We start from the raw sequence: 20,858 nt of genomic DNA, 5'->3' as shown, positions 1-20,858 counted from the left end.
GAAAACCCACACATTTTGATTAAACTTCTTCAAAGAGTCTGGGTTTCTTCTATCTTATAAAATTAATATTTGTAGCAATCTAATATATATTGAAAACGCAGAGGTCATTCTTTCAAATTCATTAAAATAGCTTAATTATAAACACAACTAGAATTAAAACACAAAATATGAGTTTATAGTTCATAAATAGATACTAAATACAAAATAACGAAGAATCCATAATTTACTGGAATCTTCGTTATTGATTTTTTACTTGCTAATCCATTTAGAGATAACAGGATAATGGAAATCTTTTCCTTTTAATACATGTAAAATTCCTTTAAGAGGCCCGAAAACTAATAAAATAATTAGGATTATATAAAATGGGGCTGTCCACAATATCATTGACATATTACTTGCATTCATATCGGAATGGAACATAGAAAACATTAAAATTCTCATTACAAAATTATTCCAAATCAATACAATTATCCAAGTGAATAGCTGATAAACAGCTGTTTCAATAGCAATTATACGAAGTTCTTTTGATTTGAATATGAAATAAAAAATTAAGGGTATATAAAAAATTGTAATGCTAAAAAAAATGAGAATGATGAAAGATAATAAAGTAACAGTATGCATCATCAATTTTAGTTTTTTTTCATGAGATAAGTTCACTTAAACTCCTCCTATATGTAAATTTTGTTCTCTTAAAGTTAACGATAATTCATTATAACACGCCAACTAATGTTACAAAATATATTGTTTTTGTTGTGTTTTGTTACATTTTTTATTTGGAAATATGAAATATCCTAACTGTTGAATTTACTGTAACAAAATACGGTATCAAAAATAATCCGCAACAGTATTATTAAAATACCTTTTTGTTACACGATAATGGAGATAAAATACAAATTATAAGTCAAAATTACATGTATCCCAGCTGAACACCGTATAGAGAGTGTATCAAACAAATAAGGTTAATAGGAAAGAGTTCAAAAAACATGTTGAAGACGGCACAATAACAAACTTCCTCAATTAAGATATTTATTTTCTTTTAAAGATCTATTGTAGGTTATTTAAAATGAAAAACAAAAAGAACTTGTAGGAATCCCTACAAGTTCTTTTTCAGCCAATGTATAAAAGGTGAATCAAACTATCTCATTACTCGTAACATGGAAACCATCTTACATATGGCTTGATTTCATTATATAGCAAATCTCAACATATTTAATTTTAATGTTTGAATATTATAACAGTTCAGGAAATGGTATCTTTTGAAGTGTTGAAATACTCCTGAAGAAATAAATAATTCTAATTATAAAGGGCAGTTAATATTAAATTGTTTTTGGCAAAGGTTTTGATAATTATAAATCTAGCATTTCTATTTTTGAGGCGTTTCATTTACAGGAGATAGATAATAACATAATTTTCTCAATAAGGAATTTTCTTCTTTTAATATAAAATTTTCACAATTCATGGTATATCTGTATTACGGGAACCTTTTCGGTTGACTAGGGAGAAAGATTATAAAAATGATATGGGAGGAACAAAAAATGTCATTGAAAAAAAAATTAGGTGTTGGAGTGGTTTCAGCCGCTCTTGGTTTATCTTTAATTGGTGGGGGAACATATGCATATTTTAGCGATCAAGTGGTGACAAATAATTCATTTGCTGCAGGTACATTGGATTTAGCTATGCAACCAACTACTTCACTTAACTTAGAAAATTTAAAACCTGGGGACAAAATATTAAAGAAATTCAATTTAATAAATAGTGGTACATTAGATATTAAAGATCTCATGATGAAAATAGACTATACTGTAAACGATTTAAAACAAAATAACACTACAGAAGATTTCGGTAAACATATTAAAGTACAATTTCTTTGGGATTGGGATCCTGAAAAAAGCCCTGTATACGAGACAACTCTTGCAGAACTAAAATTACAAAGCCCAGAGATTGCCTCCAAAAAAGTATTTCATCCAAAGTGGACTGAAACAGGGGGATTAAAACCTGGGAAAATGGATTGGTTTTGGATAAAGTTTATATTTGAAGACAACGGCACAGATCAAAACGTGTTCCAAGGGGATAGTATTGCATTAAAAATGGAGTTCCAAGCCAATCAAACAGATGGACAAGAAAGATAAATTTAAGAACAGATTACTTGGAAAAAGTAAAACTGAGTTTATGCCTTTTAATAATTTAAAAGAATGATTACTACATATCTATACCAAAAGCCATTGATATCAGCATTTACGCATGATATCAATGGCTTTTGTAAGTTTAACATTTTGTATGTTTTGTAAAACCAACATTTAATTTATAAATAGTAAACATGTTTAAGAAAAAAAGGGAAAATAAAAGTACCCCCTGACTTTTCTACAAATGAGATGGCAGCAAGCTATAAAAACTTATGTTTAACTTCCTTTTTAATTATTAAAATACCCTTTTAACATGCTTTTTGAGAAACGATTTGGATACAAAGCAACAAGCATTTCATAAGGGCTTCCTTTCCAATAGCGTTTTAAGGGTGTCCATAACTTTTGTTTTATCAGCCATCTTTGATTAAATACTTTTAATAGCTGTTTCTCGTTTAGTTTTTCTTTCTCTTCAATAGTCCACCTTAATGCTTCTAATGCTTTACTTCTAGACCAAAAGCCAACAGGCGTAACTTTAAATTCCCATTCTTTAAAACGTCCTTGATATAAGTCATTAATCATTTTAAATGGACTATTCCCCCACATTAATTGACATGTAGACGCTAATCTGTGAGTCTTTAGCCACTTTATATTGTATACAATCAGTAATTGTTCGGGAGTTAATTTTTCTTTTTCTTCAATAGTCCATTTCAATGCTTCTAATGCTTTTTCTTTTGTCCAGAAGTTATTGGGCGTCATAAGAAATTCCCATTCTTTAAAACGACTGGGGTACAGATCGTTAATCATTGCAAAAGGACTGCTATTCCAATACATCGCCAGGGGGGCACCGAGTTTCTTTCGTTCTAACCATCTTTTACCATATACCCGTAAGAGCTTTTCTTTTGATAACTTTTCTTTTTCTTCAATCAGCCATTTCAAAATGGTTAATGCCTTTTCTTTCGTCCAAAAATTTAAAGGAGTCATACCAAACTCCCATTCTTTAAACTCACTTGGATATAAATCATTTATCGCTTTAAAAGGACTACTTTCGTATCTATGTTTGAGTAAGCCTCGTAGTTTATATTTTACAAGTAATTGAGTGTTCCACTTTTTTCTGATGTCTTCCTTATTCCATTTTAAAATACTATGTAATAAATATGTGATTACTCTGCGGGCCTGTTTATTATCCATATCTTCTTTCCAAGTATTCGGAGGGAATCGTTTCCTTTTTCCATCCAATATTTCTTGATAAATTTCTTCTATCGCAACGGCTTTCATTGACAATATATAAATCCTCCTACATTTGTATTTATATTTATACAGTATTAGCGTTTTAATTAATATATCTATATTAATTAATTTACATGGAAGTATCATTAAAAACAATACATAGTTTGTTTTTTCTTAAAAATCTAATTATTAAACAAATGTATATTTGTTTAAATTTTCTAATTTTTGGTATATACTTAATTAGAATCACTATATCTGTATATTAAGAGTACATTTGTATGGAGAAGCTTAACAAAAGCGATATCATTCGCACTGTTCCGCAAAATGGTTTCTTTGGACATCCCAAAGGACTATTTACTTTATTCTTTACAGAATTTTGGGAGCGATTTTCTTACTATGGAATGAGAGCAATATCACTTTACTATATGTATTATTCCATTTCAAAAGGTGGCCTAGGGATGGATCATGCTACAGCTGCATCCATTATGGCTATCTATGGTTCGTTAGTTTACATGTCTGGAATTATTGGTGGGTGGATTGCAGATCGCCTATTAGGTTCAAGCAGAACAATATTTTGGGGTGGCGTTTTAATTATGATCGGTCATCTCATATTAGCTCTACCAGGAACGGTTAGCACGTTATTTATCTCAATGGTATTTTTATTACTTGGAACAGGGTTATTAAAACCGAATGTATCTAGTATTGTTGGTGATTTATATAGTGAATCAGATACTCGTCGTGATTCAGGTTTCAGTATTTTCTATATGGGTATTAATTTAGGGGCACTATTATCTCCGTTTGTGATAGGAACACTTGGTCAAAAGTATAACTTTCACCTTGAGAACGGTCATAAGGCTCAAAGAACTGAGAGTTTTAGATATCAGGTACAAAATTATGATTTAAATACGTTACAACTTTATAGTGCAGATGAAGATTTCCGTATGAGATTGATTAAACATGGATAAATATATTAGTAGGGTTAGGTGAAAAAGCCTAGCGCTTATTTTAGGAGGATATTGCATAAATGGAACGGGTTATACAAGAGTTTTTTTCTCCAAGTAAAAACTATAAGGTTCAAATCATTAAAAGAAAGGATGGTCTATATACAACAGAAGCTTATAGGTGGATGGAGGATTGTGGATATGAATTTTGGAGTTATATATCACAAGGATTGACTTTGATAGATAGTGAGGAACATGCGCAAAAGATTGCTATGGAACAACTAATAGAATGTTCAAGAGAGAGTTTAAAAAATACTTAATTATATTTGTAAAATTTTAAAGGAGTATGATGTTTTATTCTTAGTGAAAGAACACAAATCTTTTGTAAGTGAACCTAGTAGTATTAATTTCTAGATTCATATACTTTTATGAAAATGCATGCAGTAAATTTTGTTTAATCTTATTTATTTTATAGGAATTATGAGGTCTACTAAACGTAGGTGCAAAATGTACCAATTGAAAAAGAGTGCATTGCAAAAAAAAGGAATCCGTCAAGGATTCCTTTTTTGTTTTTTTAAATGAAGCAACGTTCTAATTGTCTCTTTCTTTTTTATGAATGAACTACCACCTTATAAACTTAAAATTTATTTTTGGAAAATTGCCATATTCCTGTAACAAAACAAAGGTATGTTATGTGTGAAAAATATAAAGAGAAAGAAGGAAAAGTTGTGAAAAAATTTTTGCCAATTGTTGCGTTATTAGGCATGATGAGTTTTGGAGTACAGGAAATGAATGTAAGAGCTGATACTTATCACAAGAGCGATTCAAAAATTAGTTATTGGGATTCAAAAAGGAAGGGTACTAATTTCATGAATAGTACGTCATTACCTGAAAACTATAAAAGTGCAAGAGAAGCAAATGTTGAATATGTTCGTTTAGCACCTGATAAATGGGCAAAAGATAAAGATTTTCTATTTGAGGATAAACCAGATACTTCCGGAAAGGATTTTCTGATAGGTAATGCAGATAACTATCAGGGATTAGTAAAGGAGGATCTAGAAAAATTAAAAGCGGATTTAGATGCTGCCCAATCGCAAGGAATGAAAGTTGTCCTTACAATGTTATCTTTACCTGGTGATCGATGGCGTCAATTTAATAATAACAAGAATGACGACAGAATATGGGAAGAAGAGAAGTATCAAGAACAAGCAAGTCAATTTTGGAAGGACCTTGCTCTCGAACTAAAAGATCACCCCGCGGTGGTTGGTTATAATATTATAAATGAACCACATCCAGAAACAGCTAAAAATAATAGATATAATGATTTTTGGACGGAAGATTACGAGAAATGGTATGCAAAAGTGAAGGGAACGACAGCGGATTTAAACAGATTCTATCAAAAGGTGATTAATTCCATACGTGAAGTAGACCAAGAAACACCGGTTATTTTAGATTCGGGTTTATATGCTACTCCATGGGCCTTTAAATATTTAAAACCAGTAAATGATAAAAAAACACTATACGCATTTCATATGTATGAACCATATGAATTAACGAGCCAAGGTGAAAAACAAAACAAGGAATATCAATATCCAGGATTAGTAAAAGTAGGAGATTTAGAGAAACCTGTAATGTGGAATAAACAAGGATTAGAGAAATTTTTGAAGCCAATCCAACAATGGTCTAAGAAAAACCATGTACCATCTAATCGAATTATTGCAGAGGAGTTTGGAATTAACCGTACTGTTCCAGGAGCTAGCCAATACATGCAAGATCTTATTTCTATCTTCAACCAAAAAGGTTGGCATAAATCATTCTATGCATTCCGTGAAGACACATGGACGGGAATGAATTATGAATTGGGAACAGGAAAAATAAAATGGGACGAAGAGGGTAAACCGATACGCCTAGATAATTCACTCTGGGATGTAATTAAAAAAGATTTACAGGGGTATAAATAGTTTAGAATATTTGGCTTACGGACTAAATAAAGTACCCATCTCTTCATTTTATCATTTTTGTCAAGAAGACGCCTTCCTCAAGGAACGCGAAGTGAGTAGTTGGGAGGTGAATTGGCTTCGGACAAGGGATGGTAGTAAGCCATCTTAATTGTTCGACATACATAAATTGTTACTTCACCAACTATCGAATGTATATTACAAATTTCTTTTAAACCAAATTTTTCATTACAAACTAAGTTTTAAAATAATAAAAAGGGTCATTTTCTTGATCCTTTTTATATTATGTTTAAGACCCAGAACATCTTACATAGCCGGAACATGATATAAAAAAGGGAGGCATAATTAAACTCTTGCTAACTTATTCATCTGAATATTAAATTGCATCAAGTACCATCTGTAAAAGTTGATTGTTTACTAGGATAAAATGGTATTTAAAAAGATTGTGTGAATTTATAATTTTCAAGACCTAAAATGAAAAGGCTAAAATAAATTAAAGGACATTACATATTTTGTATAATTAATATGTAATGTCCTTTCTTATGTACCTAAAGCACACATTACTTTAGGTACATTTATTCATAATTCTCTTCTTTTAAACAAATTTCGATGAATGCAAAAATATTCTTTGTCTCAATAGCACGCCTTCCCCAGTCATGGTAATAGTATAAAACTTGTCCTGAAAATCCAACTTCAGATGGATCTGTATCAATGCAAAGGTAATCTCCGCCACCATTTTCTGCAATTGGAATCCACTTAGAATTCCAAAGAGCTGGTTTAAGCTCTTTTTCAATATCTAGTTCTAAAGAGTTTGATTACGGAAATGATAAAAAACAGATTATAAAAGTAGGTGACGTATTATGCATGAATTAGGAACAAGAGAAGATGTTAAACAATTTGTAAATGAATATATTTTGACGTCTGCCGAGGTACTAGAGTTACTAAATATAACTCGTTCTAGATTAAATCAATTGGTTAAAACAGAAAGACTGATTCCTTTAAAACAAGTAACGATTGTTTCTTTGTATTGGAAACCAGATGTAGAAAAATTAGGTGAAGAACTAAATGTGTTAAGAAAGAAATATTATCCAGAATAGCAACGTTGAAGGGATATGAATTTTGATGAATAATGGGAGGTACGAGGAATTTCAAAATCTTATCGTTTGTAAAATTGTTACTGTGTTTTCCCAGGTTCAATTAGCAAATTTACAGTAAGTGCTTATTACAATTTTGTAGCAACTGAAAATCTCATTTTTAAAGTAAAAAACCATGTTGTTAAATTTCCTTTCAAAATGGTTTTTTACTATTTTTATGTAAAGCTGGTTTCAAGGTTACAGATTTTGAAGTAAAAGATTATTTATTTACATCTGGCAATAGCATCTGCTAAACTAATTAATTCCTCCATAGTAATCTTTCCCCGTAACTTATCTTTTATGACTTTCTCCATTTCCTTTGTAACAGTCAATCCCTCAATTGCTAAGGTCGCCTTTGCTGCTTCAAAAGCTTTTTGCAGCTCTTCCTCATTTTTAAACATAATTTAGATCCCCTCTTTCAATTTGAATCTATTTTTAATTGTTATTTTTGCTTACTAAACCTAAAAATATATATAAATAAGTTGAATGGGGGTTGCGCCATTACAACTTTATGAGAATAAACGGGATTTAATATCTAATCATTAAAAGGATCAAGCTATTTATAAAGAATCTAAAACAGAGATATCTAGTATGGAATTATATTATGAGAACAGAGCATATCAAGTTGAAAAGGATGTATCTATGGATTTGCTTTTCCAGTACGTAAAATACAGGGTACTACATGTTTTTTGTATGGTCGTAAATGTAAGAAGAATAAATCATTTGTTAATAAGTGGGGATTTCTAGTGATTCATTACTTTCAAATGATAAAACAAGCACCCATTCGAGTGCTTGTTTTATCACGATTTAGGATTTTCCTCATAACCATGATTTCTATGACTAGGATTTATTCCATCCCTATTTGAGTTTTACTTACTGCTAACTTTTGACCATCTTTTTCAATGAAACTAACGGTGAAATTAGCTCCTGTGCCACCTTTTGCATTTTTACTCCAACTAGCAGTATACGTTTTTATATTTTTACTTGTAGAATCAGATTTGATGTCAGGTTCGCCATATTTAGCAACTAGATCCTCGTATTTATCTCCGCCTTCACCAGTTACAGGATCACCAGTTTTGATGGTATCCACATCGGCAACCGTTATCTTCTTTTTATCGTCCTTTTTCGTTTCTTGTTTTTGGTCTTGTTTTGCTTCTTTCTTAGCCTCTTGTTTTTGTTCATCTTTCTTTTCTGTAGAAGTTTTGTTTGACGAATCATTACAAGCAACTAGACTCATCGCTAAAGCACTTCCTAATGCAATGGTACTCAACTTTTTGAACATGTTTAATTCCTCCATTTTGAAAAATTGTAAAATTCCACAGATGATTATACCAAATTAAGGTAAATGGTGATGTCGTATTCTGTCGAGATAAGAAAAAAACAATAACGCAAGTTCTACCGTTCACTCTAATTGGTAACGAACCATTATTTGAAGTGTATTGGAAATGTTACTATATATCGTTTTTTTCTAAATGTTAAAATATAAAAAAGGGGGGTTTCACATGGGAGATGTAATCGGTGATGTATTAGGAGGACTCTTTATGTCCATCCCTTCAAAAAGGGAAAAAGTCATTCGTAAAAATTTTAAGCGTTTGGAAAAAGAAGTGTGGTTTAAAGAAATAGAGCAAAAATATGGTAGGTTAATGGTTTTTAACCATTCTATTAGAGATTTTGTAGCAAATGAGAACCTAGAGGATACCTTAAAGGATGTTGAGAAAACTCATACATTTCTTCATGAATTAGAAAAACTACTGCAGCAAGAAAAGATTTAATTGACGTAGTAGTGAAGGAATGTTTTATCCGTAAAGGATACTTCAAGCGTAGAAGTCTAAGGATATAGGTTTAGATGAAACAAGAAATCAATTATATGAAAAATTGCTTTATTGAGTGATATATTCAGCTCTTGGAGAATTATTTCTTGTTTAGTGGATAGACTGATTCAATTTGCATGAACATCGTCAAATAGTACAAATCAAAAAGGGAAAATTGTTTTGTGAAGTTGGAAGTGAAAATCATTGTCTATTTTTTGAGCGATTTAAAATAACGTCAAGTTCTTACGTAATATATTAGAAGCTTGGTACTGATCCTTACAAAGAAAAGACACCAAAGGCGCCTTTCTCCGTATGGAACCATCTTAAGTTTAATGTTATGGATAAGATTCCTAATCAAAATGATTGTTGCAATTTAATATATTTTGAATACATGGCTGTGTGCATTCTTATGACAAATAGATTGTGCACTATCATGCAAGTTAGTATATTATTAGTAATCATTTTCATCTGAGTTACTATTATAACTAGAATTATAAGAAGGACTATCATACCTAGAGGAATCTTCATTTTTGTAACTAGAAGTGCTGTTATAATTGGAGTTACTATATGAACTTTCAGAACTTGAACTATTAGAAGAGTTATAATAGCTAGAGGAACTGTAGTCGTCATAGTAGTCGTTAAAATCATCTTCATCATCCAAATCAGAATTTACAACTTTATTTGTATTTGCTTTCTTTCCAACTGATTGAACTCTATAAGACGCACTCCTTTTTTTATTTTGTTTTCTTTTTCCATTTTCTTTAGATTGCAACGGAGGTGTATACGTTATTGGTATTACTCTAGATAATCCCCTTACAAATAATCGAACAATACATACTAAAATCCACATGCAAATAATAAATACAAAGACATAAAGAGCAATGTTGTAAATCATATTGTTTATTGTATCTATCATCGCACCCTTTGAAATATTAAACATAAAATCAATCACCGCCATTTCTCTATAAGTTTTAAATTAAAAACGCAATATAAAGATAAATAGAATTATATATTATTTTTTCCATTTTTTATATAAAAAATATGAATTTGTTACCGCAGAATGGAAGGCTTTAGAGAATGTGGTTTGCAAAATAACATACGGAAGATCATTGGAAAAGTGGCATCTGTAATAAAAGAATTTGTAAAAGGACAATAGTTCAGGTTCGTATATAAGTTTTTATCTTGAATATCAAACTTACTGAAGAAGGAAGAGTTTATGTTAAATAAAGTTTATATTTTCAATCACCTTAGTCTCATTTTTCCAGTGTGAAAAGGAAAATTTTATTTTCATTTAACGCCAATACTTTCAACCTCTTCTCATTTTTAGTAGGGGTTATTTTGTTTGCGTTTTATACAGTACTCTTTACTACATCCTGAATTAATTTGTATAGCAGAGCATTTATCTCAACGTTTATAATACATATTAAGTATTAGCGTATATGTAAACTGTGCAGGGGGGTGTGGGGATTTTTTAAACGGAAAAAGCCAGATAAATTGTCGAAAGAAGAAAGAATTGAAATATATTTTAAAGAGAAAGAGGATGTTCTTCGGAAATCAAGAGAGGTATTATCAGATTTTTAGTTTGACTTCGAATTTGTAAGTGAAGATTTGCAGCATGTACTTTTTCTAGATAAATTGTCTAGAAAAATAGAGTATATACAACTTTCTAATGCAGAAAAAGAACCTGAGATAATAGAATTAAAGAGAATGAATGGGTTTGGTATACGCTATGATTCACAACAACTAGGTATTTATCGGGATATAAATTACGGTTTAAATATTCCGTATGCTGAAGAAAAATCTGTTCAAAGTCTTGAACCATCAAAAATGTTCACCATGTTTTTAATTTCTATTTATTTTATACTCTCTTCTGATTGTATAAATGAAGATGAGAGAGTTATTCCATTCTATGACAAGGAGAAGAGCAGATTCTACAAAATTATGAATCCAATCTCTTAGCTGATGTGGAAGATTATGAATCAGTAACAATAGAAGTCATAGATGCAATGGATAGATATCAGTTTGAAGAGTTTGTTGCACAGTTATTTCAAAATATGGGCTATAAGACAGAGGTAACGAGTAGTTCGGGAGATTATGGTATAGATGTTATTGCGAGAAGAAAAGGGTTAAATATTGGCATACAGGCAAAGCGGTATAGTGATAAAGTACCAAACAAGGCCGTACAAGAGGTTATTGCTGGAATTGCGTTCTACAATTTAGGTCGGGGTTTAGTTATCACAAATAATTATTACACGAAACAGGCACAAAATCAGGCGAAGAGTACCAATGTACTGTTATGGGACCGTGATATACTGCAGCAAAAACTTCGGGAAGTATACGGAGATATGAAAAATCTTGACAAACGAGAATAGTGGATGGTCATTAGATATGTTGAAATTAATTGAAATCAAGAAATAAGCTAAAAAAATCCGAAACTAGTAGATCTTACCCCTGAGGAGGAAACGAATATTCGAAAAAATACTGAGTTCGATATGCTGTATAAGAGTAACCCCGTTTTGTATGAAAAATAGAAAGAACAGACTACTGAAATAGTCTGTTCTTAAATAAATGATACAATTGTAGAGCTTTTACACTAGAATCAATTATTCGCAGGTCGTAGTACTATGACATTTATTATTTTGAAATTTTTTGCACCCATTTAGAATGACCAATAAATGGGGACAGAATATATTGATTATTCGTATATATAAACCTTGTACACTAATTTTCTTTCGGAAGTACAATTGAACTGTAATCAAATAGTAAATCACTATGAAATTAACAATTGGTAACCAAATTCGATAGTATGGATCCACTAAAAGAGGACTGAACATGTTCATGCCAACTAGTATGTGCGTAATACCCACAATTGCTGGGAATAGGAATACGAAGAATAACTCTTTATAAATCGATTTTGTTAACAATTCCCGACGAACACCGATTTTATGAAGCATTTGATAACGCGTTCTATCTTTTGATGCGCCAGACAAAACTTTCAACATTAGACAACTTGCCATCATTGCTAAGAACGCAATTCCAACGAAGAAGCCCATAAACATAAGTCCGCTGAATAGACCATGAATGTCATTGTATAGTTGATACTTACTATTTAATGCTTCAGACTTCGAGTTTTTTCCATTTTCTTAAGTATGAATTATAAGCATCTGTTTTCCCAGCAAACACGATATAATAGTGAGGGATACCGCTACATGCCCATCAACTTAAGAAAAATAACTGTCCCAAAAACGATAAAAGGAACAAATGAATTTACTCCTTTTTTACTTGAATTCCACATGACATTTAGTATCAATGATTCCAAAAGCAACTTTACATGGGAACGGATTTTTTCCTGTTGAAGCAGCACGCATACATGAAAGTACCCAATAATCCAATTCTAAAGGTAAACGGAATACTTGGATACTACTATCATCGTTTTTTACTGTTACGATTGGTGTATTTACCCTAGTTGTAGTGAAACCGTCAGTTGTTATCATTGCTACTGCATCATTATTATGAAAACCAGCGCTTAAAACCTCGTAAATTATTCCATCATTCTCATTGATAATCATAGGTATATTTAAATAGGGATAGTTATTTATATCATTATGAATAACTGTTCTTGCTGCGTTCTTTCTTATCTGATTCCCTTGCATTTTATACACTCCTTTATAACAATACAAACGTTTAAATCTATTCTATTTTACATCCAGTATATCCGAAAATTGTAGTGTCAACTTATTATAAAAAGCATCCGTACATATGATAGCGCTATTTAGCGAATCTATATCGATGATGGTCATATAGTTAGTAAGTAAATAGCCGTCTTCATAATATGTAATTAGTATTTCTTCTTCGGACAATAAGGAACATAAAAGCATGTTCTTAATCAGTTCTTTTTCTTCAGAGGTTAAAATGGGAGATGCTACTTTATTTTTCTCTTTGATTATTTCACGAATTCCGGCGAATCGCGCCCATTTTACCATTCCTAGGCCTTGTTGCATATTAGCGTTGTTCATGCTTTGTGTCCCCCTAACAGTGTGTTTCTGTATCTTGCTGTTGCATTATTTGTATACGAAATTCCTCTTAATATGCTATTTTCTCCAAATTTTGTGCGTATTTCATCCGTTACTTTCGTTAGCTTTATTTCTTGTTCTCTTTGCGTGACATTATCAAAAAGTAAAATTTGTTCTTCTCCTTCTTGAAGTAGGTTTGTTAAGGATATGGTTGTGCTACGAATGGTTTCGCCAGTATCTTGCTGATTTGAACTATCTCATTTTTACTTCGTTTAGAAGAAGGAATTCCTAAGTAAAGAGATCTATCGAACTCTAATTTATTAGGCTAGTTCCACAGTCCTTGCGGTTAGAAGCCTTATCGTTGCTTTCTTTAGAAGGAGTCATCTTGGTTAAAATGATAAAAAATGTGAAAATCGACATCTAAGATGACCCTATTCAGTAGGATTAAATAATTGTACATTGTAATTCTTTTAAAAAACAAAAGAACATTCGTTCTTATTATACACGAACATTCGTTCTTTTATAAAGAGGTTTTAAAAATTTCTTAAAATTATTTTTTTTGTTAAGGAGAATATGTAACAAAGGGGGAAAATCCCTAACAATAAAAAAGTAGTGGAGAGATAATGTTATTGATATAGCATATTTAAGAAACATAGCTTTAGGGATTTTTAAATGTTTTATGAGTTCAGGAGTTGATAGATATGATTCATATAGATATTGATATGTTGATTTATCAAAGAGTTCAACAGTTCTTTAGGTCCAAATTATACATAAAGGAAAGATAATATTTTGTTCTGATGAAGAACAAAAGTTCAATTTTGAAATGCAGGCTTTAAAAATGTATTTAAAATTGAATGAGGAATAATAAATCAACGGAGCAACTTCCAGTGAATTCATAAAAGATGCACTAAGAGAAGGTCTATTTACGTATGTCTAAAATATAGAATTTTACTTAAAGATTGTGAAAAAGTGTCTTTTTATTTTCTCAACTGTTGAATTGCTATAGAACAAGAACTCTTCCTATAGCAATTCATGAGTTTAGAGGAGAGAAAAGTATATAAATAATTAAAGTTAAATATTATAATAATATAGTGAAATATGACCTCTGTTTCATTAAGAAATGTGTATGTTCTGAATTGAAATTTAAGATGTATGAAATAGCCACTTGTATATTGAACGGCGTTGAAGTTACGCAAGTAATGAAAGCCAACTTAACTTATAGGTGAAATCTACTTAAAATGAAGTTAGGTTTATACATAAGTTATTTGGAAGTGCGTCATAATCTGTCATTAAATAGGCTTTATTGGGTCTATATTTCTATCAAATGTTTTTTGCAACTGAACCCTTTTTTAATTTGCTTCAAGCCAATTGTAAGAAGAAAAATGAAAAGTGGTTTCATGGGTTTGTTGGTTTTCTATCTTTTTCAGTTTTTTTACTTCGTTTTGACGCTTAAGAGTATTCTCTCTAATACGGTCTACAAGATTATTAGCGAAAAATGCAGGTTCGTATTCAATTACTTCGCCTTGGGATAAATACTTTTTGACGTTCATAGCATGTTTACCTATTGCATTTAATACATCTACCTTGTGGAATGTTGTAATTCCAGCTTCTGCAAGTATTTTCTTCACAACATTAATTGCCTTTAGATCGGGACAGATCCCAACTTGTTCAAGGATAGGATTTAATAAGGCATAATTATTTTTTTGTAAAACAATATTATTTTTAAGTTCTTCTATTGGTTCTTCATCTATTTTTGATTTAGAAGATTTATTTGGGTTTGTATCATTCTCGTTGGGATAAATCTCACTAAGGTCAAGATAACTAGAATAAATATTATTAGGATGTACTTTTTCCTCCCCTAGGGGTGGAGTTTTCTCCTCACTAAGGGGTGTATTTTTTCCACCACTAGGTACTGGAATTTCTCCTTCCCTAGTACTGGAATTTTTCTTATCTACTTTTTTTACACCGTATTTATCTATAGCAGTAGCTATACACTCTTCTAATGTTTTTAATGGTTCTTTCTTCTTTTTCTTACGCATCTTAACATGTTTGTAGTATTCTTTTTCACCTAGGAAATGTGCTAATGACGCTCCACTAGGATCGGGTTCATTCAAGTAGATTCGATTAGCGCCTCCATCTACTGATTCTGTGGATACAAGTTCTTCAGCTATAAGCTCTTCCATGAACTTCGTAACAGTTTTGTTTGAAATATTTAATGAGAATTCGATTTCTTGATTATCTAAAATACAATAAATATCACCTTTTTCATCTACGAAGGCAGGCGTGTCGTTTCCGTTATCAACTGAAATTTGTGTTGTATATATAGATAAATTAAATCGATCTCTTATTAACATGTATAGTAATTTCGCACCGATACTTAAATTCTCACGATATTGTTTTTTCCAAATGAAAACTTTAGGTAGTTTGTAGAACTCTTCATTTGGTATATCTTTTATATTAATTCTCTTTTTTAACATAAAAAAGCCTCCAGATTCATTGGTAGTATAATAGTTTGCAAAGGACAAAAGATTAAAAAGGTAAAGAGTAGTATTTTTGTATTATTAAAGATGATAGATTTTCATAATAGAACAAATACAAATTGAAATATTATTTTACGCATTCCAATTTTAGACTCAAAACGAAAATGTAAGTGTTCTTACTTTTAAATTTTGTCCTAGGCTCGATGTGGCGAACATCGCAGCATATTTTTTAGGTTAATTTCTATGAAATATCTCAAAAAGGTATTGACAAATCAAATTTAATGATGTTTGTTTTTCTTGGTTTTATCATACAAGGGACAAATAGCGATTGCAATCACCTTTTTTACAAATACTAACTTTAGTTATTTAATGACAAAAATGTTATTTTCACTAAAAAACAATATTAACTTTGTTAATCTAGTGTTTATTCAACAAAATAGGATATATTTTTATTTGTTACATGAATGAAATATGTCGATAATGTCATTTATCTGAAAGATAGGAAAATTAAGTGAGATATGGTTTTTGTAATTAAGTAGGGGCTAAAGCTCCTACTTTTCTTGTGTTTTTAAAGTTTACAATTTTTTTCTGAAATGAAGTGGTGCTTTTGATAAAATTACTAGCATTTTTTAAATCAATTGTTTATGTTACCTACATTAAGAAAACATTAGGAGGAATTATTTTTGAAAAGCCTTAATATTACTATTTATACAATTAACAGTGCAGAAGGAGAAAGGGTTGCAGAAAAATTAGCCAAGTACGATTTAATGGCGACAAATAAACATATTGTACGAGATCGTTTTACTTTTACTGAGTTCAAAGCTTTGTTAGCGTTAACAGACAACGGTTTAGATGACTTATTAACTCAACGTGGTAGTACAATTGATTTTCTTACTGAACAAGGGATTGATCTTGATGACTTAACGTTACGTGAAGCATACAATGTCATTCTTCAAAATCCGAAGTTGCTAAAAACAACTATCTTGACAGACTGGAACAGGATTGCATTTGGGCTAAACGGTACGAAGATGTTCCTTCCACGACATTTAAGAAAGCAAGAACAACGGAAGATGTACTTAAAGCCAGAAGCACAAATCGAGTACGAGGAAGCTAGTTGAATATAAAAGTTACTAATCATGTGTAGTAATTTGAAAAAAATTTCGACTTAACTGAAATATTTTAGTGTATTCCTAATACTAGTAGGGTTAAAGATATAATTAATCACTTTGTTAGTTATACAACATTACATATATTAAGAATTCATAAGGGAGAAGTTAAGTGTGAAGATTAGTATGGCGAATTCTTGAAGAATATACCAAGTTTTTAGAAACAATTGCAATATTGTTTTGCATTGTATTGTCAATAAAGATTTTAACCAATCCTTAGTATGTGAAGGTTTTCTAATTATCTATACAGAATTGAAATCATTACCTAATAGGAAGTATTAGGTCTTTATTATTGGCAGGGTAAGCTGAATGAGTTACGAACGAATGTTAGAAAATATTTCAATGGTAAAAGAACATATGGTACTTCGGGACATATTAAGTGTAGTAACGAACTTGCTGTGATTGAGGGATTGACTAATGTAGTAAGTAGACTGTAATTACATACTTGATTATTAAGACATATTTAGCATTTGTTCGCAATTTTCAATGCATATTTGAAGTTATTAATCAGAGTAATAGAGCGTAAAGGACCTGTTTTGATTGGATGAGAATTGACTTATCGAATCAGTGGTCTTTTTTTATTTTTAGTGGATTCTACTGTATTCCTTTATAAAAATATAATCTAATCTATTAAAAAAACAAAAAACTATGTGATAAAGGATTTTTTAAATGACAAATATACTAAAAGAAATTTATGTAAATAACGAACTAGATGTACTAGTAGACACTAATACGGAGGTGTTAGAAGCAGCAAAACTAATGAAGAGACTAAAATCTCATATTAGCGAATTCTCCTACAATTTAAAATCTAGTGGAATGCAGGAGAAGGAAATTGTTTGTGGTGGACAGATTCAGAGTATTGTAAACATGAATAATCTAAGTGATACTGCGGGTGCTAATATTGTCTATGTAACACTTAATGATGGTTTTGGTGAGCTATTAATTGTGGTACCAGTAACTTTATGGCAGAAACTCAGTGCGAAAAAAGGTGATGTTGTAATTGCGAGTGGGAAAATGTTTGCCTTAAAAAGAGATTGTAAATTCAAATCAAGGGCAAATACAGATATTATTGTTTCACATGGATTTGAACCTTTTCGTGTGTTAGTGAGAGAAATTAAATTATTACCAGAATAAAGCGTTGGGTAACGTCTTATTGATTTAATGAAAATTACAAGTGTACAATTTTCTTCTGACCTATTGACTTTTTGTTCTCAAATGGTTTTGTTTGTACATGCAAAAAAATATAACGTCGAATCCTCTTAAAGCGACTCAAAATAAGAGGTAAGATGAGGTGGGCTGATGCACTTCATAAAATACAGTCTGTAGTCTTAAAGAATTCAAAAGGAATATGAACAGATTGACAACAGAAGAATTAGGACCGGTAGAAGGTAGTGTTCTGGATGCAGTACCAGATGTAGTTGTTCCTCACGTATCTGGTTTTCTAGTTAGAGGAATTATACATTAGATTGCATTACATTAAAAACAAAAGAAGATTTCTTAAACACTAATGAACACCTCTTAACTAGAGTGGATTTTCATATTTTTGAAATTGCAGATAGCGAACGCTATATAAATCGAGTAACAAATAACTAAGCAAACTAAGACAATACAGGAGGATTTTTAACTATGCAAAAAACATTAGCTAAAGAATACATTGAATCTGTAGCAAAGGCTTTATTAGAAACATCTCCAAGAGAGGTAATAGAATTTAAAACAGTATTAAATTCACACCCACAAGGTAATGAAACTCATGCAGGGATAAACGAAGTAATTTCTCGTATTTTCACTGATCCATTATTGACAGAACTCTTATCTATTGTAGGAATTGAATCTGAAGAGAAAACAATACAAGAACCAATTCTTGCTAGCTTATTAGCTTCTCAAATTTCAACTCAACAACTTTCTAAACAAATTCGTGAACAAGTAGCGAAAGTAGATATGGATTCTTCAGTAATGATTCCTTACATGAAATTAGAACCAAAGGCTAATCTTGCAGCTTTCATCAAGGAACAAGCTGCTTTCAAAAAACTTGTAGAAGACATAAAGGCTCAATCCGAAGTGAATACCAAAGAAGATTTTGCTGCAAATATTAAAAATCAAGTAGAACAACAAAGACCTGCTAAGACTACTGAGGGAAAAATAAAAAGTATCCTTGATGAAGTTGTTAACGAAATTATTGAAGACGGAGCTGCTAGTCAAACAGTTTGCTTAGACCCTAGTGGAATTAAGGTTTACGAAATTCTATTTTCTTCTGTTTTCTATAAAAAGGCAAATATGTTAGGTTTTAAAGAGTCTGTAGAGTACAAGCACGAATACACAGCATATATCCTAAGTGAACTTGCTACTTATTTAGTTGAAGAAGAAGGCTTTAAACTATCCTTTGAGGTGGTAGAAGATAAGGTAGTAGCAGGTTTAGCTTAATAGCCTGGTATTAAAGAGAATATAAGATGGAAAAGGCTACCCTTGTTTTCTGGAAATAGTGTAGTAGACAAATGGTAAAAACAGTGCGGTACAGAAAAAAATAGACATATCAGTTCTCTTCATTTAGGAGCGCTCAATAAAGTAGATTAAGTTTAACCTTGAACTAACAATAGGAAGTGGTTAATTTAGTCGTGCATTTTAATCTATACGGAGGTGTACGACTATGGCCATTCCAGTTATACAAAATCTTGTGGCTGCAAGTAAATATCCAATCAAAGCTCCTTATTCTATGAACGCAGAGTATATTACAGTGCATAATACATATAATGATGCTCCTGCAAAAAACGAAATAAATTACATGATTGGAAATAACAATGAGGTTTCATTTCATTTTGCAGTAGATGATATTGAAGTTATTCAGGGTATTCCAGTTAATCGTAATGCTTGGCATTGTGGAGATGGCAGTGGGAATGGAAACCGAAAATCTATCGGTGTTGAAATCTGTTACTCGTTGTCTGGTGGTCCAAGATACGAAAAAGCTGAAAGTTTAGCAATTAAATTCGTCGCTCAACTGTTACGAGAACGCGGATGGGGAATTGATCGTGTGCGTACTCATAAGAGTTGGACAGAGATTGGTGTTCGAAATGGTAATTCTAGAGCAGTTAAGAATTGTCCACACCGTATCTTAGATGAAGGGCGCTGGAATAGTTTCTTAGCAGCAGTCCAAGCTGAACTTACTGGTACGGGTGCAACTATAGCACCACCAGTAACTCAACCGCCATCTTCAGATGGTATTGGTGTTGTTGAGATTCTTGTTCCAGAACTTAATGTAAGGGAATTTGCTAGCTTTGATTCACGAGTTGTTAAGACAGTGAAAAAAGGTGAAATGTATCAAACTTGGGGACTATCTAATGGTCTATACAATGTTGGAGGAAACCAGTGGGTGTCAGCAGGTCCTGCTTATGTTAAGTTTACTCCTGCAGGAAGTTCTAATGGAAATCCAGAAAATCTAGCGGGAAAACGTGATCCAATTGGGAAAATTACAACTACTGCAAATCTAAACGTTCGTACACAATCTTCTACAGATGGGGATATTATTCGTACTATTCCTAATGGAGAAACGTGGAATATCTACGATATTAGTGGTGGATGGGCGAGAGTGCATGATGGTTGGGTTTCTCTAACTTATGCAAATCTAACAAGATATTAATTTCCAAAAAAGTAGGCACATGTTGTGTCTGCTTTTTTATTTAGATAATTTAAAAGTTATTATTGACTTTATTTGATCATAGGGTTTTATTAATAATCTAGCAAAAATATTTAAGATTAAATTAATAGATTTTAGGATGGTCTTCGCTGTGAGGAAGAAGAACCTAGTATTCGATACTAGATTAGGGGAGTGGTAGGAGCCCTTAATCTAAATATAAAAAGTAAATACCGGAAAATAAAAGAGAAGTACTTATGATTTTAAATATTATTTCTTCTCCGCTTAGCTGTTAGAACGCTTATCTTACACACACAGAGTTACAGGTTCAAGTTCGTCATTTTAAAAAATTATAGTTCTATAGCTCTGCATAGCCTATGC

General features: G+C 31.4%; 19 protein-coding genes and 5 pseudogenes. 13 read left to right on the top strand and 11 right to left on the bottom strand.

Annotated features, from left to right (window positions below; translation table 11 throughout):
* Nucleotides 1-249: 249 nt before the first annotated feature.
* Entirely contained in the window at nt 250-657 is a 408-nt protein-coding gene (locus tag ACS2MN_RS15410; RefSeq protein ID WP_061530375.1) for a hypothetical protein, read from the bottom strand.
* A gap of 878 nt (nt 658-1,535) precedes the next feature.
* Here ACS2MN_RS15410 and ACS2MN_RS15405 point away from each other — a divergent pair.
* The gene (locus tag ACS2MN_RS15405; RefSeq protein WP_346994602.1) at nt 1,536-2,129 is read left to right on the top strand and encodes a TasA family protein; all 594 of its coding nucleotides are present in this window, start codon (nt 1,536-1,538) and stop codon (nt 2,127-2,129) included.
* A gap of 282 nt (nt 2,130-2,411) precedes the next feature.
* Here ACS2MN_RS15405 and ACS2MN_RS15400 read toward each other — a convergent pair whose 3' ends face one another.
* A complete protein-coding gene (locus ACS2MN_RS15400) occupies nt 2,412-3,404 on the bottom strand; it encodes a DUF4046 domain-containing protein (protein ID WP_000061878.1) in 993 nt (330 codons plus the stop codon).
* A 224-nt stretch (nt 3,405-3,628) separates the two neighbouring features.
* Between ACS2MN_RS15400 and ACS2MN_RS15395 the strand changes: the two are divergent.
* The 3 genes and pseudogenes from ACS2MN_RS15395 to ACS2MN_RS15385 all read left to right on the top strand — a co-directional run.
* Nucleotides 3,629-4,198: pseudogene (locus ACS2MN_RS15395) on the top strand (peptide MFS transporter); the annotation flags it as partial.
* A gap of 176 nt (nt 4,199-4,374) precedes the next feature.
* Entirely contained in the window at nt 4,375-4,611 is a 237-nt protein-coding gene (locus ACS2MN_RS15390) for a hypothetical protein (protein ID WP_098147088.1), read from the top strand.
* Between the two features lie 372 nt (nt 4,612-4,983).
* A complete protein-coding gene (locus ACS2MN_RS15385) occupies nt 4,984-6,252 on the top strand; it encodes a glycoside hydrolase family 5 protein (protein ID WP_346994601.1) in 1,269 nt (422 codons plus the stop codon).
* Nucleotides 6,253-6,824: 572 nt separating this feature from the next.
* On the opposite strand, the pseudogene ACS2MN_RS15380 reads toward ACS2MN_RS15385, so the two are convergent.
* A pseudogene (locus tag ACS2MN_RS15380) lies at nt 6,825-7,061 on the bottom strand (SMI1/KNR4 family protein); the annotation flags it as partial.
* A gap of 48 nt (nt 7,062-7,109) precedes the next feature.
* Here ACS2MN_RS15380 and ACS2MN_RS15375 point away from each other — a divergent pair.
* On the top strand, nt 7,110-7,346 hold the full coding sequence (locus ACS2MN_RS15375) for a DNA-binding protein (protein WP_098147091.1): 237 nt from the start codon (nt 7,110-7,112) through the stop codon (nt 7,344-7,346).
* Between the two features lie 260 nt (nt 7,347-7,606).
* On the opposite strand, the gene ACS2MN_RS15370 is transcribed toward ACS2MN_RS15375, so the two are convergent.
* Nucleotides 7,607-7,783, bottom strand: coding sequence for an antitoxin VbhA family protein (locus ACS2MN_RS15370; protein WP_179862561.1), 177 nt, complete (start codon nt 7,781-7,783; stop codon nt 7,607-7,609).
* A gap of 446 nt (nt 7,784-8,229) precedes the next feature.
* Entirely contained in the window at nt 8,230-8,664 is a 435-nt protein-coding gene (locus ACS2MN_RS15365; protein ID WP_098147092.1) for a hypothetical protein, read from the bottom strand.
* 220 nt (nt 8,665-8,884) lie between these two features.
* Between ACS2MN_RS15365 and ACS2MN_RS15360 the strand changes: the two genes are divergently transcribed.
* A complete protein-coding gene (locus tag ACS2MN_RS15360) occupies nt 8,885-9,154 on the top strand; it encodes a hypothetical protein (RefSeq protein WP_098147094.1) in 270 nt (89 codons plus the stop codon).
* Nucleotides 9,155-9,644: 490 nt separating this feature from the next.
* On the opposite strand, the gene ACS2MN_RS15355 is transcribed toward ACS2MN_RS15360, so the two are convergent.
* Nucleotides 9,645-10,145 (bottom strand): hypothetical protein, encoded by a 501-nt coding sequence (locus ACS2MN_RS15355; protein WP_232353611.1) that lies wholly within the window; start codon nt 10,143-10,145, stop codon nt 9,645-9,647.
* A 656-nt stretch (nt 10,146-10,801) separates the two neighbouring features.
* Here ACS2MN_RS15355 and ACS2MN_RS15350 point away from each other — a divergent pair.
* Together ACS2MN_RS15350 and ACS2MN_RS15345 are read left to right on the top strand one after the other, a co-directional pair.
* On the top strand, nt 10,802-11,152 hold the full coding sequence (locus tag ACS2MN_RS15350; protein WP_346994600.1) for a hypothetical protein: 351 nt from the start codon (nt 10,802-10,804) through the stop codon (nt 11,150-11,152).
* Between the two features lie 47 nt (nt 11,153-11,199).
* On the top strand, nt 11,200-11,565 hold the full coding sequence (locus ACS2MN_RS15345; RefSeq protein ID WP_346994599.1) for a restriction endonuclease: 366 nt from the start codon (nt 11,200-11,202) through the stop codon (nt 11,563-11,565).
* Nucleotides 11,566-11,931: 366 nt separating this feature from the next.
* Here the strand turns inward: ACS2MN_RS15345 and ACS2MN_RS15340 are convergent.
* The 4 genes and pseudogenes from ACS2MN_RS15340 to ACS2MN_RS15325 all read right to left on the bottom strand — a co-directional run.
* Nucleotides 11,932-12,376 (bottom strand): annotated as a pseudogene (locus tag ACS2MN_RS15340) (ABC transporter permease); the annotation flags it as partial.
* Nucleotides 12,377-12,471: 95 nt separating this feature from the next.
* Nucleotides 12,472-12,846, bottom strand: coding sequence for a hypothetical protein (locus ACS2MN_RS15335; protein ID WP_098000087.1), 375 nt, complete (start codon nt 12,844-12,846; stop codon nt 12,472-12,474).
* Nucleotides 12,847-12,888: 42 nt separating this feature from the next.
* Nucleotides 12,889-13,209: a YolD-like family protein gene (locus ACS2MN_RS15330; RefSeq protein WP_346994598.1), complete on the bottom strand. Its 321-nt coding sequence runs from the start codon at nt 13,207-13,209 to the stop codon at nt 12,889-12,891.
* Nucleotides 13,206-13,454 (bottom strand): annotated as a pseudogene (locus ACS2MN_RS15325) (DNA repair protein); the annotation flags it as partial. The pseudogene ACS2MN_RS15325 and the gene ACS2MN_RS15330, both read right to left, overlap by 4 nt.
* A gap of 371 nt (nt 13,455-13,825) precedes the next feature.
* On the opposite strand from ACS2MN_RS15325, the pseudogene mntA reads away from it, so the two are divergent.
* Nucleotides 13,826-14,071 (top strand): annotated as a pseudogene (gene mntA, locus ACS2MN_RS15320) (type VII toxin-antitoxin system MntA family adenylyltransferase antitoxin); the annotation flags it as partial.
* Between the two features lie 484 nt (nt 14,072-14,555).
* Here mntA and ACS2MN_RS15315 read toward each other — a convergent pair.
* Nucleotides 14,556-15,683, bottom strand: a complete 1,128-nt coding sequence (locus ACS2MN_RS15315; RefSeq protein ID WP_098806145.1) for a replication initiator protein A — start codon at nt 15,681-15,683, stop codon at nt 14,556-14,558.
* 686 nt (nt 15,684-16,369) lie between these two features.
* Here ACS2MN_RS15315 and ACS2MN_RS15310 point away from each other — a divergent pair.
* The 4 genes from ACS2MN_RS15310 to ACS2MN_RS15295 all read left to right on the top strand — a co-directional run bounded on the left by ACS2MN_RS15310 (nt 16,370) and on the right by ACS2MN_RS15295 (nt 20,483).
* The gene (locus ACS2MN_RS15310; RefSeq protein ID WP_000838805.1) at nt 16,370-16,804 is read left to right on the top strand and encodes an ArsC/Spx/MgsR family protein; all 435 of its coding nucleotides are present in this window, start codon (nt 16,370-16,372) and stop codon (nt 16,802-16,804) included.
* Nucleotides 16,805-17,521: 717 nt separating this feature from the next.
* Nucleotides 17,522-17,986 carry a DNA-binding protein gene (locus ACS2MN_RS15305; protein WP_098806144.1) on the top strand — a complete coding sequence of 155 codons (465 nt, stop codon included), beginning with the start codon at nt 17,522-17,524 and terminating at the stop codon, nt 17,984-17,986.
* Nucleotides 17,987-18,478: 492 nt separating this feature from the next.
* A complete protein-coding gene (locus tag ACS2MN_RS15300) occupies nt 18,479-19,273 on the top strand; it encodes a hypothetical protein (RefSeq protein WP_001172955.1) in 795 nt (264 codons plus the stop codon).
* Between the two features lie 223 nt (nt 19,274-19,496).
* A complete protein-coding gene (locus tag ACS2MN_RS15295) occupies nt 19,497-20,483 on the top strand; it encodes an N-acetylmuramoyl-L-alanine amidase (protein WP_098806142.1) in 987 nt (328 codons plus the stop codon).
* Nucleotides 20,484-20,858 lie beyond the last annotated feature (375 nt).

The organism is Bacillus cereus group sp. BceL062 (assembly GCF_051780025.1).
Classification (GTDB): Bacteria; Bacillota; Bacilli; order Bacillales; family Bacillaceae_G; genus Bacillus_A; species Bacillus_A toyonensis.
The sequence above is the reverse complement of the archived record's forward strand: the minus strand, read 5'-3'. Positions and strand labels throughout refer to the sequence as shown.

Excerpts from the sequence above, each read along its gene's own strand:
- ACS2MN_RS15365 (WP_098147092.1), bottom strand. The coding sequence starts at position 8,664 with ATGTTCAAAAAGTTGAGTACCATTGCATTAGGAAGTGCTTTAGCGATG.
- ACS2MN_RS15385 (WP_346994601.1), top strand. The coding sequence starts at position 4,984 with ATGTGTGAAAAATATAAAGAGAAAGAAGGAAAAGTTGTGAAAAAATTT.
- ACS2MN_RS15295 (WP_098806142.1), top strand. The coding sequence starts at position 19,497 with ATGGCCATTCCAGTTATACAAAATCTTGTGGCTGCAAGTAAATATCCA.
- ACS2MN_RS15370 (WP_179862561.1), bottom strand. The coding sequence starts at position 7,783 with ATGTTTAAAAATGAGGAAGAGCTGCAAAAAGCTTTTGAAGCAGCAAAG.
- ACS2MN_RS15345 (WP_346994599.1), top strand. The coding sequence starts at position 11,200 with ATGGATAGATATCAGTTTGAAGAGTTTGTTGCACAGTTATTTCAAAAT.
- ACS2MN_RS15375 (WP_098147091.1), top strand. The coding sequence starts at position 7,110 with ATGCATGAATTAGGAACAAGAGAAGATGTTAAACAATTTGTAAATGAA.
- ACS2MN_RS15405 (WP_346994602.1), top strand. The coding sequence starts at position 1,536 with ATGTCATTGAAAAAAAAATTAGGTGTTGGAGTGGTTTCAGCCGCTCTT.
- ACS2MN_RS15335 (WP_098000087.1), bottom strand. The coding sequence starts at position 12,846 with ATGCAAGGGAATCAGATAAGAAAGAACGCAGCAAGAACAGTTATTCAT.
- ACS2MN_RS15390 (WP_098147088.1), top strand. The coding sequence starts at position 4,375 with ATGGAACGGGTTATACAAGAGTTTTTTTCTCCAAGTAAAAACTATAAG.
- ACS2MN_RS15315 (WP_098806145.1), bottom strand. The coding sequence starts at position 15,683 with ATGTTAAAAAAGAGAATTAATATAAAAGATATACCAAATGAAGAGTTC.
- ACS2MN_RS15300 (WP_001172955.1), top strand. The coding sequence starts at position 18,479 with ATGCAAAAAACATTAGCTAAAGAATACATTGAATCTGTAGCAAAGGCT.
- ACS2MN_RS15330 (WP_346994598.1), bottom strand. The coding sequence starts at position 13,209 with ATGAACAACGCTAATATGCAACAAGGCCTAGGAATGGTAAAATGGGCG.
- ACS2MN_RS15305 (WP_098806144.1), top strand. The coding sequence starts at position 17,522 with ATGACAAATATACTAAAAGAAATTTATGTAAATAACGAACTAGATGTA.
- ACS2MN_RS15360 (WP_098147094.1), top strand. The coding sequence starts at position 8,885 with ATGGGAGATGTAATCGGTGATGTATTAGGAGGACTCTTTATGTCCATC.